General features: G+C 65.6%; 12 protein-coding genes. 11 read left to right on the plus strand and 1 reads right to left on the minus strand.

What is annotated here, in order from left to right; genetic code table 11:
* The first annotated feature begins 121 nt into the window (after positions 1 to 121).
* The 7 genes from ppc (at position 122) to ABZO33_RS19365 (ending at position 7267) form a co-directional block, all read left to right on the plus strand.
* Positions 122 to 2749 carry a phosphoenolpyruvate carboxylase gene (gene ppc / locus ABZO33_RS19335; protein ID WP_414537298.1) on the plus strand — a complete coding sequence of 876 codons (2628 nt, stop codon included), beginning with the start codon at positions 122 to 124 and terminating at the stop codon, positions 2747 to 2749.
* A 258-nt stretch (positions 2750 to 3007) separates the two neighbouring features.
* Positions 3008 to 3658 carry an adenylate kinase gene (gene adk, locus ABZO33_RS19340; RefSeq protein ID WP_023632584.1) on the plus strand — a complete coding sequence of 217 codons (651 nt, stop codon included), beginning with the start codon at positions 3008 to 3010 and terminating at the stop codon, positions 3656 to 3658.
* 88 nt (positions 3659 to 3746) lie between these two features.
* Positions 3747 to 4421, plus strand: a complete 675-nt coding sequence (gene tsaB / locus ABZO33_RS19345; protein ID WP_414537299.1) for a tRNA (adenosine(37)-N6)-threonylcarbamoyltransferase complex dimerization subunit type 1 TsaB — start codon at positions 3747 to 3749, stop codon at positions 4419 to 4421.
* 132 nt (positions 4422 to 4553) lie between these two features.
* On the plus strand, positions 4554 to 4844 hold the full coding sequence (locus tag ABZO33_RS19350) for a hypothetical protein (RefSeq protein ID WP_038707592.1): 291 nt from the start codon (positions 4554 to 4556) through the stop codon (positions 4842 to 4844).
* A 3-nt stretch (positions 4845 to 4847) separates the two neighbouring features.
* Positions 4848 to 5717 (plus strand): DUF72 domain-containing protein, encoded by an 870-nt coding sequence (locus ABZO33_RS19355; RefSeq protein WP_414537300.1) that lies wholly within the window; start codon positions 4848 to 4850, stop codon positions 5715 to 5717.
* Between the two features lie 23 nt (positions 5718 to 5740).
* On the plus strand, positions 5741 to 6571 hold the full coding sequence (locus tag ABZO33_RS19360) for an isocitrate lyase/PEP mutase family protein (protein WP_414537301.1): 831 nt from the start codon (positions 5741 to 5743) through the stop codon (positions 6569 to 6571).
* A 6-nt stretch (positions 6572 to 6577) separates the two neighbouring features.
* Positions 6578 to 7267 carry an extensin family protein gene (locus ABZO33_RS19365; protein WP_414537302.1) on the plus strand — a complete coding sequence of 230 codons (690 nt, stop codon included), beginning with the start codon at positions 6578 to 6580 and terminating at the stop codon, positions 7265 to 7267.
* Positions 7268 to 7270: 3 nt separating this feature from the next.
* Here ABZO33_RS19365 and ABZO33_RS19370 read toward each other — a convergent pair whose 3' ends face one another.
* Positions 7271 to 7891: an energy transducer TonB gene (locus ABZO33_RS19370; protein WP_414537303.1), complete on the minus strand. Its 621-nt coding sequence runs from the start codon at positions 7889 to 7891 to the stop codon at positions 7271 to 7273.
* A gap of 96 nt (positions 7892 to 7987) precedes the next feature.
* Here ABZO33_RS19370 and ABZO33_RS19375 point away from each other — a divergent pair, with 96 nt between their 5' ends.
* From ABZO33_RS19375 to ABZO33_RS19390, 4 genes are all read left to right on the plus strand, one after another.
* Positions 7988 to 8770, plus strand: coding sequence for a class I SAM-dependent methyltransferase (locus ABZO33_RS19375; protein ID WP_038706674.1), 783 nt, complete (start codon positions 7988 to 7990; stop codon positions 8768 to 8770).
* Positions 8771 to 8907: 137 nt separating this feature from the next.
* A protein-coding gene (prfB, locus tag ABZO33_RS19380) for a peptide chain release factor 2 (protein WP_414537304.1) occupies positions 8908 to 10003 on the plus strand; the annotation gives its coding sequence in 2 pieces (ribosomal slippage) (positions 8908 to 8979 and positions 8981 to 10003; 1095 coding nt in all).
* Between the two features lie 95 nt (positions 10004 to 10098).
* The gene (lysS, locus tag ABZO33_RS19385; protein WP_023630948.1) at positions 10099 to 11601 is read left to right on the plus strand and encodes a lysine--tRNA ligase; all 1503 of its coding nucleotides are present in this window, start codon (positions 10099 to 10101) and stop codon (positions 11599 to 11601) included.
* Positions 11602 to 11808: 207 nt separating this feature from the next.
* Positions 11809 to 12513: a TetR/AcrR family transcriptional regulator gene (locus ABZO33_RS19390; RefSeq protein WP_414537362.1), complete on the plus strand. Its 705-nt coding sequence runs from the start codon at positions 11809 to 11811 to the stop codon at positions 12511 to 12513.
* The last annotated feature ends 18 nt before the right edge of the window (positions 12514 to 12531 follow it).

Below are 12531 nucleotides of genomic sequence, written 5' to 3' on the forward strand. Positions count from 1 at the left end.
AGTGGCATTGCTTCGGATGACCTGTGTTTACTTTAGTTGCTTTGGCGGCTTGCGGCTTGCCAGGGGCGGGCGCGAGTGGGCACTCTTGGGCGCATGCGGTTTCCTGGAGTGGAGAAGGCTGATGAGTGATATCGATCTGCGCTTGCGCGAGGATGTGCACCTTTTGGGAGAACTGCTTGGCGAGACCATCCGCCAGCAGCATGGCGAGGCGTTCCTGCAGAAGATCGAGGACATCCGCCACAGCGCCAAGGCCGACCGGCGCGGAGCGGGCGAGCAACTGAGCTCGACCCTGGGCGATCTGGCCGAGGAGGACCTGCTGCCGGTGGCGCGGGCGTTCAACCAGTTCCTCAACCTGGCCAACATCGCCGAGCAGTACCAGCTGATCCGACGCCGTGACGCCGGCCAGCCCGAGCCGTTCGAGGCCCAGGTGCTCCCCGAACTGCTGGCGCGCCTGAAGGCGGCTGGCCATGGCAATGATGAGCTGGCCCGGCAACTGGGCAAGTTGCACATCGAGCTGGTGCTCACCGCGCACCCCACCGAGGTGGCGCGCCGCACCCTGATCCAGAAGTACGATGCCATCGCCGCGCAGCTGGCCGCGCAGGATCACCGCGACCTGATCCCGGCCGAGCGCCAGCAGGTGCGTGAGCGCCTGCGCCGGTTGATCGCCGAGTCCTGGCACACCGAGGAAATCCGCAGGACCCGGCCGACGCCGGTGGACGAGGCCAAGTGGGGCTTCGCGGTGATCGAGCACTCATTGTGGCAGGCGGTGCCCAGTCACCTGCGCAAGGTCGACGCGGCACTGTTCGAGGCAACCGGGCTGCACCTGCCACTGGAGGCGGCGCCGGTTCGCTTTGCTTCCTGGATGGGCGGTGATCGTGACGGCAACCCCAATGTCACGGCGGCGGTAACCCGCGAAGTGCTGCTGCTGGCGCGCTGGATGGCCGCCGACCTGTTTCTGCGCGATATCGACTACCTGGCCGCCGAGCTGTCCATGCAGCAGGCCAGCGCCGCGCTCAAGGAAAAGGTCGGGGACAGCGCCGAACCTTATCGGGCGCTGCTCAAACAGTTGCGCGACCGCCTGCGTGCCACGCGCGCCTGGGCCCACGCCTCGCTGGCCGCGACGCAGCCGGCCAGCGCGGCGGTACTGGTGGACAATCGCGAGCTGATCGCGCCGCTGGAGCTGTGCTACCAGTCGCTGCATGAGTGCGGCATGGGCGTGATCGCCGACGGCCCGTTGCTCGACTGCCTGCGCCGGGCGGTGACCTTTGGTCTGTTCCTGGTGCGCCTGGATGTGCGGCAGGACGCTGCCCGCCATCGCGATGCGCTGTCGGAAATCACCGATTACCTCGGCCTCGGCCGCTACGCCGAGTGGGACGAAGAGCGCCGCATCACCTTCCTCCAGACCGAACTGAAGAACCGCCGCCCCCTGTTGCCGGCGCATTTCCAGCCCCAGGCCGATACCGCCGAAATACTCGCCACCTGCCGCGAAATCGCCGCGGCCCCTGCGGCGTCGCTGGGGTCGTACGTGATCTCCATGGCCGGCGCGGCTTCCGATGTGCTGGCGGTGCAGTTGTTGCTGAAGGAGGCCGGGCTGACCCGGCCGATGCGCGTGGTGCCCCTGTTCGAGACCCTGGCCGACCTGGACAACGCGGGCCCGGTCATGGAGCGCCTGCTCGGGCTACCCGGCTATCGCGCCGGCCTGCACGGCCCGCAAGAAGTGATGATCGGCTATTCCGACTCGGCCAAGGATGCCGGCACCACGGCGGCGGCCTGGGCCCAGTACCGCGCCCAGGAAAACCTGGTACGTATCTGCCGTGAGCATCAGGTCGAGCTGTTGTTGTTCCATGGCCGCGGCGGCACGGTTGGGCGTGGCGGCGGCCCTGCCCACGCGGCGATCCTGTCGCAGCCGCCGGGTTCGGTGGGTGGCCGTTTCCGCACCACCGAACAGGGCGAGATGATCCGCTTCAAGTTCGGTTTGCCGGGCATCGCCGAACAGAACCTCAATCTCTACCTGGCCGCGGTGCTGGAGGCGACCCTGTTGCCACCGCCGCCGCCGGAGCCGGCCTGGCGCGCCCTGATGGACCAGCTCGCCGCCGACGGGGTCAAGGCCTACCGCGCCGTGGTGCGCGAGAATCCTGACTTCGTCGAGTACTTCCGCCAGTCCACCCCCGAGCAGGAGCTTGGCCGCCTGCCGCTGGGCAGCCGCCCGGCCAAGCGCCGCGCCGGCGGCATCGAAAGCCTGAGGGCGATCCCGTGGATCTTCGGCTGGACCCAGACACGGCTGATGCTGCCGGCCTGGCTCGGCTGGGAGACTGCGTTGAGCAATGCCTTGGCACGCGGGCAGGGCGAGCTGCTGGCGCAGATGCGTGAACAATGGCCATTCTTCCGTACCCGCATCGACATGCTGGAGATGGTCCTGGCCAAGGCCGATGCGCAGATCGCCGAGGCCTACGACGAACGTCTGGTGCAACCCGAACTGCTGCCGTTGGGCGCGCACCTGCGCGACCTATTGTCGCAGTCGTGCCAGGTGGTACTGGGTCTGACCGGGCAGTCGGTGCTACTGGCGCACAGCCCGGAAACCCTGGAATTCATCCGCCTGCGCAACACCTACCTGGACCCGCTGCACCGCCTGCAGGCCGAGTTGCTGGCACGCTCGCGCAGCCGCGAAGCCGCTCTGGACAGCCCGTTGGAACAGGCCTTGCTGGTGACAGTGGCGGGGATCGCGGCCGGGKTGCGCAACACCGGTTGAGTTCACCCCACGGCGGTCGCGGCGCGTGGCAGGGCTGGCCGTGGCCGCGCCCTCCACGGCCGGTTGCGCCCGGCGCAACCTGTCCCCCTGCAAGCCGCAAGTGGCGCATTCCTGCCACTTTGGGACGCTTGTCGGGGGGGCGGGTGCTGTGTATCTTGAGCAGCCTTTTGACCGATTTTGCGGTCTCGACCGATTTTTCCGGAGTTGGCCTTGTGCGCCGAATCCGTTGATTTGCATAAAAAATATGAGGAGCACAAGATGCGCGTAATTCTGCTGGGAGCTCCCGGGGCCGGTAAAGGTACTCAGGCAAAGTTCATCACCGAGAAGTTCGGTATTCCGCAGATCTCCACCGGTGACATGCTGCGTGCCGCCGTCAAGGCCGGTACCCCACTGGGCCTGGAGCTGAAAAAGGTCATGGATGCCGGCCAGCTGGTCTCCGACGAGCTGATCATCAGCCTGGTCAAGGAGCGCATCGCGCAGGCTGACTGCGCCAACGGCTGCCTGTTCGATGGCTTCCCGCGCACCATCCCGCAGGCTGAAGCCATGGTTGCCGCTGGCGTCGACATCGACGCCGTGGTCGAAATCGCCGTGGACGACGAAGAAATCGTCGGCCGCATGGCTGGCCGCCGCGTGCACCTGGCATCGGGTCGCACCTACCACATCCAGTACAACCCACCGAAGGTGGAAGGCAAGGACGACGTCACCGGCGAAGACCTGATCCAGCGCGATGACGACAAGGAAGAAACCGTACGTCACCGCCTGTCGGTCTACCACAGCCAGACCAAGCCGCTGGTGGACTTCTACCAGAAGCTGTCGGCCGCCAACGCCGGCAAGCCGAAGTACAGCCACATCGAAGGCGTCGGTTCGGTCGAGTCGATCACCGCCAAGGTGCTGGCAGCCCTGAGCTGATCCATCACCGTGTGTCACGACGGCCCGCTTGCGGGCCGTTGTCGTTTATACTGCCGCTCTTTTCCCTGTTGCCTGGATACCTTGCTCGATGACCACCTTGCTGGCCCTGGATACCGCTACCGAAGCCTGTTCCGTCGCCTTGCTGCATGACGGCAAGGTGACCAGCCATTACGAGGTGATCCCGCGCATGCACGCGCAGAAGCTGCTGCCGATGATCAAGCAGTTGCTGGCCGACTCGGGTGTGGCACTGAGTGCGCTGGATGCCATCGCTTTCGGCCGTGGCCCGGGCGCCTTCACCGGCGTGCGTATCGCCATCGGCGTGGTCCAGGGCCTGGCCTTCGCCCTCGAGCGCCCGGTGCTGCCGACGTCCAACCTGGCGGCCCTGGCCCAGGGCGCCTTGCGTGAGCGTGGCGTGCAGCAGGTGGCCGCGGCCATCGACGCGCGCATGGACGAGGTGTACTGGGGTTGCTACCGCGCCGAACAGGGTGAGATGCGCCTGATCGGCCAGGAGGCGGTACTGCCGCCGGAGCGCGTGGCGCTGCCGCAAGGCGCCGGCGAGGCGTGGTTCGGTGCCGGTACCGGCTGGGGCTACGCCGAGCGCCTGGCCGTGCAGGTTTCTGCCAGCGATGCGGCCGCGTTGCCCAACGCCCTGGATATCCTCACCCTGGCCGGCTTCGCCTGGGCACGGGGCGAGGCGGTGGTCGCCGAGCAGGCGCAACCGGTCTACCTGCGCGATAATGTGGCTACGCCCAAGGCGCGTTGAAGGTATTTCGTCGGCTATTGCCGTTCACGATAAAACCTTTTGCGCGAACTGTGGTCCAGTTATCAGTTCGGGCATTAGCGAAGGATTCCTGATGCTGCTAAATTGCCATCATTGATCCTGAGTGCCTTTTTCATGCGTATCGACGGCTTCTCCTCGCAGAGCTACCCCATCAAGCGTGCGCCACGCAAGGCGCCAGCGCGTGACGAAGCCATCGACGAAGCCGATGCCGAGATCATCGAGGACATCGACGCGCAGATCAGCCGCGCCAGCCGTCGCGGCGAGAACCTGCCGGCCCGCCAGCAGGACCTGATCTTTCCCCGCGCCCGCAACCGCCGCACCTCCACCGCCCTGGCCAGCTACCTGACCACCGCCGGCTTCACCGACTGGGAGATGGAAGTGCTGGGGCTGGACCTGTACATTTGATGGATGAAGCCATCACCCCTCCCTTATTTCCTTGGTTGCCCGTCCTGGGCTGAAAACGCCTGGCGCGAGTACCTCTATCCCGCCGATGCCCGTAGCGGCGAGTTCCTCGGGCTCTACAGCCAGGTATTCAACGCCGTTGAAGGCAACACCACCTTCTATGCCCGTCCCGCGCCGGCGACCGTCGAGCGTTGGGCGCAGATCATGCCGTCGGGGTTTCGCTTCACGGCCAAGTTTCCAGGCGATGTAAGCCATGCCGGCGACCTGTGTGAACAACTCGATGCGGCCGTCGACTTCACCCGGCTGATGGCGCCCCTGGGCGAGCGCGTGGCGCCGTACTGGCTGCAGTTGCCGGCAATGTTCGGCCCGTCGCGCCTGGGCGAGCTGGCGCATTTCCTTGATGAGATCGGCGTGCCCCTGGCTGTGGAGGTGCGCAACGATGCCTTCTTCGCCCGGGGCGAGGAGGAGCGTCAGCTCAATCGCCTGCTGCATGAACGTGGTGTCGAGCGTATCTGCCTGGATCCGCGCGCGTTGTTCAGTTGCACCTCACGCGAGCCTGCGGTGCTCCATGCCCAGGCCAAGAAGCCCAAGGTACCGCCGCGGCCAGCGGCTTTCAGCCAGTCTCCGCAGGTACGTTTCATCGGCCACCCGCAGCTCGAGGCCAACGAGGCCTTCCTCACGCCGTGGATCGACAAGGTCGCTGCATGGATCGAAGAGGGCCGCAGCCCCTACGTGTTCCTGCATACTTCCGACAATCGCCTGGCGGCGGCGCTGGCCATGCGTTTTCACCAGCGGCTGATGGCTCGCCTGCCGGGCCTTGCAGCGCTGCCTGAATTGCCCCGCGCCCCTGAGGTCGAACAACTGGGGTTACTTTGATCTGACTGCCGGGAGGTTGAACCATGGATGTGCAAACCCTGCGAGCCGAAGCCTTCAAGGCGCTGCACGAGCGAGATGGCGCGTTCGTCATCCCTAACCCGTGGGATGCCGGTTCCGCCCGGCTGTTGGCCAGCCTGGGATATGAAGCGCTGGCCACGACCAGCGCGGGGCTGGCGTTCAGCCTGGGGCGGCCGGATGCCGAGGGCGCGCTGACGCTCGAGGAAACCCTGGGCAACGCCCAGGCGATCGTCAATGCCACGCCATTGCCGGTGGCGGCGGACCTGGAAAACGGCTTCGGCGATTTGCCCGAGGACTGCGCACAGACCATTCTGCGCGCTGCCGAGGCGGGGCTGGTGGGCGGTTCGATCGAAGATGCCAGTGGCCGCGCCGAAGCGCCGATCTACGACTTCGACCTGTCCGTGGCGCGTGTACGCGCCGCCGTGCAGGCTGCCCGCAGCCTGCCGTTCCCGTTCACCCTTTGCGCGCGCGCCGAAAACCTGCTGCACGGGCGTCTCGACCTGGACGACACCATTCGCAGGTTGCAGGCCTACGCCGAGGCCGGCGCCGATGTGCTGTATGCCCCGGGGCTGCGCAGCGTCGATGAGATCCGCGCTGTGGTGCAGGCCGTGGCGCCAAGGCCGGTGAACGTGCTGATGGGCATGGCGGGCGTGCCCTTGAGCGTGAACCAGTTGCAAGACCTGGGCGTCAAGCGCATCAGTGTCGGCTCATCGCTGGCGCGTGCCGCCCTGGGCGCTTTGCAGCGGGCCGCGCTGGAGATCCATGAGCAGGGCACTTTCAGTTATGGCGAGCAGGCGTTGCCATTCGATCAGCTCAATGACCTCTTCCGGCGCTGAGGTCGCATGGGTAAAACGTTGACCGTATTGGCCAGCCTGCTGCTGGCCGTGCTTGTTGCCTGGTGGCTCGGTTGGCGCCCGGCGGATGCCTGGAACCCTTGGGCGGTGCTGGATGTGCGCCAGCCACCGAACCTGCTGACACCCTACAAGCTGTCGCGCCTGCGCGCCGACCCCGAGCTGTGCCGCCAGGCGTTGCAGACTTCGTCATTGCGCTATCGGCAGCAAAGCGACAGCCCGGCGGCGGCCAACTGCCCGTTGCGCAACGTCTGGCGCGTCGAAGGCGGGCAGGCGCGGCTCAGCAGCAGCTTCCTCGCCAGCTGCCCGCTGGCCGTGGCTTATGCGTTGTTCGAAGTGCATGGGTTGCAACCGGCGGCGCAGCGGGTGTTCGGCCAGCCAGTGACCCAGGTCGATCACCTGGGCAGTTTTGCCTGCCGCAACGTCTACCATCGCAAGCAAGGGCGGCTCAGCCAGCATGCCAGCGCCAATGCCCTGGATATCAGTGGTTTTCGCCTGCAGGACGGCCAGCGCATCGTGCTGGCGCGGGACTGGCAGGGAGGTGGGCGCAAGGCGGATTTCCTGCGCCAGGTGCAGGAGGCGGCGTGCGCAAGTTTCAGCACGGTGCTGGGGCCGGACTACAACGCCGCCCACCACAATCACTTCCATGCGGACATGGGCTTCTGGCAGATCTGCCGCTGAGGTTCAGGCCTGCACGCGCACGTTGTTCAACACTACCGGGCGCGCCCAGTGAATATCGAATTCCAGGTCGTTCTGCTGCTTGGCCAGTGTGCTGTCATCGAAGGGCTCGGGCGCAGGGTCGAGCAGGCCGGTCTCGAACTCGGCGATGGGCAGGAACAGCGGGCGTGGCGTCGGGCCGGGGCCGGGCTCGGCGAGGGGGTGGCCCTGGCTCATGACCACTGGACGCACCCAGCTGTTGTCGATGTCGAGCTGGCGTTGCTGCTCGATCAACTCGACGGTGTCGAAGGGCTCGGGGGCAGGGGGCAGCAGTTTGGCCTCGAGTTCCGCCTTGGGCAGGAACAGCGGCTCGGGTGGTGCCACCTCGGTGTCGTGAACCGGCAGGGCGCGCTGGGCATCGATCAGGGCCAGGGCTCGGGCGCCGCCGATCGGTTCGCCACTCTCCTGGTCGCACTGCATCAGCGCCTGGTTGAAACCGTCGACTTCGCCTTCCTGTTGCTCTGCCATGGCGCGAGCAAAGAAATCCTGCCACAGGTGGCTGACGCCACCCAGTGCCTGGGTATTCTGTCGACCGTAGTTGCCGACGGGCGACAAGTAGGTCAAGCCAATGGGAAGAGTGTCTGACATGGCAGTCGCGGGCGTTGTGCTCTGGCAGAATGGCGGGATATTGCCTGTATCGGCTCTGGCCGGGGTTACATTAATTTTTTTCGAGTGCGCGAATCGATGTTAGAGCAACAACAGGCGGCGGGTATCAGGGTCGAGGCGTTGGCCGCGCAATTCCAGGCGCAGGCCGAGGCATGGGCGCAGCGACTGGGCTTGCCGCTGGTTGACGAGGCGGCGGAGTTTGCCGTGCAACTGGGCGCCGAGGGCTTGCAGATCCAGCAACTGGGGCCGCAGGCGCCCGGGCCTGTGCGGGTGGATTTCGTCGAGGGGCAGGCGGCGCATCGACGGCTGTACGGCGGTGGCAACGGGCAGATGATCGCCAAGGCGGTCGGCATCGCCCAAGGCGTGCGGCCGCGGGTGCTCGATGCCACGGCGGGGCTGGGCAAGGACGCGTTCGTGCTGGCCAGCCTGGGCTGCGAGATGACCCTGATCGAGCGCCAGCCGCTGATTGCCGCGCTGCTGGAGGACGGTTTGGCGCGGGCGCGGGGGGATGCTGAAATCGGCCCGATCGTCGCGCGCATGCAGCTGCTGACGGGCAATGCCATCGAGCGCATGCGTGCATGGGAGGGGGAGGCGCCGCAGGTGATCTACCTCGATCCGATGTTCCCGCATCGTGACAAGAGCGCGCTGGTGAAGAAGGAGATGCGGGTGTTCAGGCCGCTGGTCGGCGATGACCTCGATGCGCCTGCCCTGCTCGAGGCCGCCCTGGCGCTGGCCACCCACCGGGTGGTGGTCAAGCGGCCGCGCAAGGCGCCGATCATCGAGGGGGGCAAGCCTTCTCATAGCCTCGAGGGCAAGTCCAGCCGGTACGATATCTATCCCAAGAAGGCGCTGAAGGGGTGAATGTCGGTCGTTGATTCAATCTGTGGGCAGTGGCGACCCCTGCACCCGGCGATACCGCCCGGCGGGTCTGCCGCCGGGGCGCAGACTCGGTTATACTCGCGGGCTTTTCACCGAATTCGCACGAGAGCTGCCCGCCCATGGAAATCCAACCGATCCTGAACACCATCAAGGACCTCACCGAGCGTTCCCAGTCCATTCGGGGGTATCTTTGACTACGATCACAAACATGATCGTCTGGTCGAAGTAAACCGCGAGCTGGAAGACGCCGCTGTCTGGAACAAGCCCGAGTACGCCCAGGCCCTGGGCCGTGAGCGCGCGATGCTGGCGCAGGTGGTCGAAACCCTCGATAAACTGGCCAACGGCCTTGGCGACTGCAAGGACCTGCTCGACATGGCCGTCGAAGAAGGTGACGAAGGCGCCGTCAGCGATGTCGTGACCGAGCTGCAAGGGCTGGAGGAATCCCTCGCCCTGCTCGAGTTCCGTCGCATGTTCAGTGGCGAGATGGACCCCAACAACGCCTACCTGGACATCCAGGCCGGCTCCGGCGGCACCGAGGCCCAGGACTGGGCCAACATCCTGCTGCGCATGTACCTGCGCTGGGCCGACAAGCGTGGCTTCGACGCCACCATCATCGAACTGTCCGAGGGCGAAGTCGCCGGCATCAAAGGCGCCACCGTGCACATCAAGGGCGAATACGCCTTTGGTTGGCTGCGCACCGAGATCGGTGTGCACCGCTTGGTGCGCAAGAGCCCGTTCGACTCCGGCGCCCGCCGCCACACCTCGTTCTCGGCCGTGTTCGTCTCGCCCGAGATCGACGACAAGGTCGAGATCGAGATCAACCCGTCCGACCTGCGCATCGACACCTACCGCTCCTCGGGCGCCGGTGGCCAGCACGTCAACACCACCGACTCGGCCGTACGTATCACCCACGTGCCGACCAACACCGTGGTGGCCTGCCAGAACGAACGTTCCCAGCACGCCAACAAGGACACCGCCATGAAAATGCTGCGGGCCAAGTTGTACGAGCTGGAAATGCAAAAGCGCAACGCCGCCTCGCAGGCGCTGGAAGACAGCAAGTCGGACATCGGCTGGGGCCACCAGATCCGCTCCTACGTACTGGATGACTCGCGCATCAAGGACCTGCGCACCGGCGTCGAGCGTAGCGACTGCAACAAGGTGCTCGACGGTGATATCGACGAATACCTGGAAGCGAGCCTCAAGCAGGGCCTGTAACCCGTACACCACCGCCGCGATACCAGGCCCGAGGGGCCGGTATCGCCTGCCCTGCCCGACAGGGGCAACGAATACCTGATGGAAAGAATGACGACATGAGCGACCTCAAGACCGAAGCGCAAGACCTGCAACAGGAAGAAAACACCCTGATCGCGCTGCGCAAGGAAAAACTTGCCGCCGAGCGCGCCAAGGGCAATGCCTTCCCCAACGACTTCCGTCGCGACAGCTACTGCAACGACCTGCAGAAACAGTACGCGGACAAGACCAAGGAAGAGCTGGAAGCAGCCGCCATTCCGGTCAAGGTCGCCGGTCGCATCATGCTCAACCGTGGCTCGTTCATGGTCATCCAGGACATGACCGGCCGCATCCAGGTCTACGTCAATCGCAAGACCCTGCCGGAGGAAACCCTGGCAGCGGTCAAGACCTGGGACCTGGGCGACATCATCAGCGCCGAAGGCACCCTGGCCCGTTCCGGCAAGGGCGACCTGTACGTCGAGATGACCAACGTGCGCCTGTTGACCAAGTCGCTGCGCCCGCTGCCGGACAAGCACCACGGCCTGACCGACACCGAGCAGCGCTACCGCCAGCGCTACGTCGACCTGATGGTCAACGAGGAAACCCGCCACACCTTCCGCGTGCGTTCGCAGGTGATCTCGCACATCCGCAAGTTCCTCATCGAGCGCGACTTCCTCGAAGTGGAAACGCCGATGCTGCAGACCATCCCTGGCGGCGCCGCGGCCAAGCCGTTCGAAACCCACCACAACGCCCTGGACATGGCCATGTTCCTGCGTATCGCGCCGGAGCTGTACCTCAAGCGCCTGGTGGTCGGTGGCTTCGAGAAAGTGTTCGAGATCAACCGCAACTTCCGTAACGAAGGCGTCTCGACCCGTCACAACCCAGAATTCACCATGCTCGAGTTCTACCAGGCCTACGCCGACTACCGCGACAACATGGACCTCACCGAGGAACTGTTCCGCGAGCTGGCGCAGCTGGTACTGGGCAGCACCGACGTGCCGTACGGCGACAAGGTGTTCCACTTCGGCGAGCCGTTCGTGCGCCTGTCGGTGTTCGACTCGATCCTCAAGTACAACCCGGAGCTTACCGCTGCCGACCTGCAGGACGTCGACCGCGCCCGCGAGATCGCCAAGAAGGCCGGCGCCAAGGTGCTCGGCCACGAGGGCCTGGGCAAGCTGCAGGTGATGATTTTCGAAGAGCTGGTCGAGCACAAGCTGGAGCAGCCGCACTTCATCACCGAGTACCCGTTCGAAGTCTCGCCGCTGGCCCGTCGCAACGACGACAACCCGGCTGTGACCGACCGTTTCGAGCTGTTCATCGGTGGCCGCGAGATCGCCAACGCCTACTCCGAGCTCAACGATGCCGAAGACCAGGCCGAGCGCTTCCTGGCCCAGGTGGCCGAAAAGGACGCCGGTGACGATGAGGCCATGCACTACGACGCCGATTTCGTCCGTGCCCTGGAGTACGGCATGCCGCCGACCGCCGGTGAAGGCATCGGCATCGACCGCCTGGTGATGTTGCTGACCAACTCGCCGTCGATCCGCGACGTGATCCTGTTCCCGCACATGCGTCCACAGGCCTGAGTGATCTGAACAAGCCGCCTTTCGAGGCGGCTTTTTCTTGCCTGAAGCTTTATGTTGTTTCTACGGGCCTCATCGCGGGGCAAGCCCGCTCCCACGGTCACCACAACGCTCAAGCTCTGTGGTGCAACCGTGGGAGCGGGCTTGCCCCGCGATGAGGCCGGTATAGGCAACCCACTGTTCGTGAGGTAAACCAGAGTGACCCCCGCCATGCCCCACCAGGGCGCCGCCGGCATCGCCACCGCCGTCGCCGAAAGCGTGCAGTACCAAGGCCGCAAGACCGCCCGACAGGGCAGCGAGCAACGCCGCCAGCAGATCCTCGACGCCGCCATGCGCATCATCGTGCGTGACGGCGTGCGCGGCGTGCGCCACCGCGCCGTGGCCGCCGAGGCCGGCGTGCCGCTGTCGGCCACCACCTACTACTTCAAGGATATCCAGGACCTGCTGGCCGATACCTTCGCCCAGTACGTCGAGCGCAGCGCGGCCTACATGGCCAAGCTCTGGACCAACACCGAAGGCGTGCTGCGCCAGTTGCTGGCCCAGGGCGACGGTACCCCCGAGGCCCGGGCGCACCTGGCCGATGAAGTGGCGCGTATGCTGGCCGACTACGTGCTGCGCCAACTGAACAACCGCCGCGACTTCCTCATGGCCGAGCAGGCCTTCCGCCAGGAGGCGCTGCTGTGCCGGCGCCTGGCCGAACTGGTGCAGGCCCACGAGCAGATCCTGCTGCATGGCGCGCGCCAGATACTGCAGGTGGTCGGCTCGCGCCAGCCGGAACAGGATGCCCAGATGTTGACGGCGATTATCGAGCAGATGGAATATCAGGGCCTGCTCAAGGATGCGAATGCGCAGGCCGATGAGCAGATGCTCGCTATCCTTGTCCGATACCTGCAGATGGTGCTGGCCTCGGCCTGAGTGGCGAACGATTTTTCA

The sequence above is a fragment of the Pseudomonas sp. CAM1A genome (genome assembly GCF_047501685.1).
In the GTDB taxonomy this organism is placed as follows: domain Bacteria; phylum Pseudomonadota; class Gammaproteobacteria; order Pseudomonadales; family Pseudomonadaceae; genus Aquipseudomonas.

What these genes read in the sequence shown, in the direction of transcription:
- adk (WP_023632584.1), top strand. Translation starts at nt 3,008, where the DNA reads ATGCGCGTAATTCTGCTGGGAGCTCCCGGGGCCGGTAAAGGTACTCAG.
- tsaB (WP_414537299.1), top strand. Translation starts at nt 3,747, where the DNA reads ATGACCACCTTGCTGGCCCTGGATACCGCTACCGAAGCCTGTTCCGTC.
- ABZO33_RS19350 (WP_038707592.1), top strand. Translation starts at nt 4,554, where the DNA reads ATGCGTATCGACGGCTTCTCCTCGCAGAGCTACCCCATCAAGCGTGCG.
- ABZO33_RS19355 (WP_414537300.1), top strand. Translation starts at nt 4,848, where the DNA reads ATGAAGCCATCACCCCTCCCTTATTTCCTTGGTTGCCCGTCCTGGGCT.
- ABZO33_RS19360 (WP_414537301.1), top strand. Translation starts at nt 5,741, where the DNA reads ATGGATGTGCAAACCCTGCGAGCCGAAGCCTTCAAGGCGCTGCACGAG.
- ABZO33_RS19365 (WP_414537302.1), top strand. Translation starts at nt 6,578, where the DNA reads ATGGGTAAAACGTTGACCGTATTGGCCAGCCTGCTGCTGGCCGTGCTT.
- ABZO33_RS19370 (WP_414537303.1), bottom strand. Translation starts at nt 7,891, where the DNA reads ATGTCAGACACTCTTCCCATTGGCTTGACCTACTTGTCGCCCGTCGGC.
- ABZO33_RS19375 (WP_038706674.1), top strand. Translation starts at nt 7,988, where the DNA reads ATGTTAGAGCAACAACAGGCGGCGGGTATCAGGGTCGAGGCGTTGGCC.
- lysS (WP_023630948.1), top strand. Translation starts at nt 10,099, where the DNA reads ATGAGCGACCTCAAGACCGAAGCGCAAGACCTGCAACAGGAAGAAAAC.
- ABZO33_RS19390 (WP_414537362.1), top strand. Translation starts at nt 11,809, where the DNA reads ATGCCCCACCAGGGCGCCGCCGGCATCGCCACCGCCGTCGCCGAAAGC.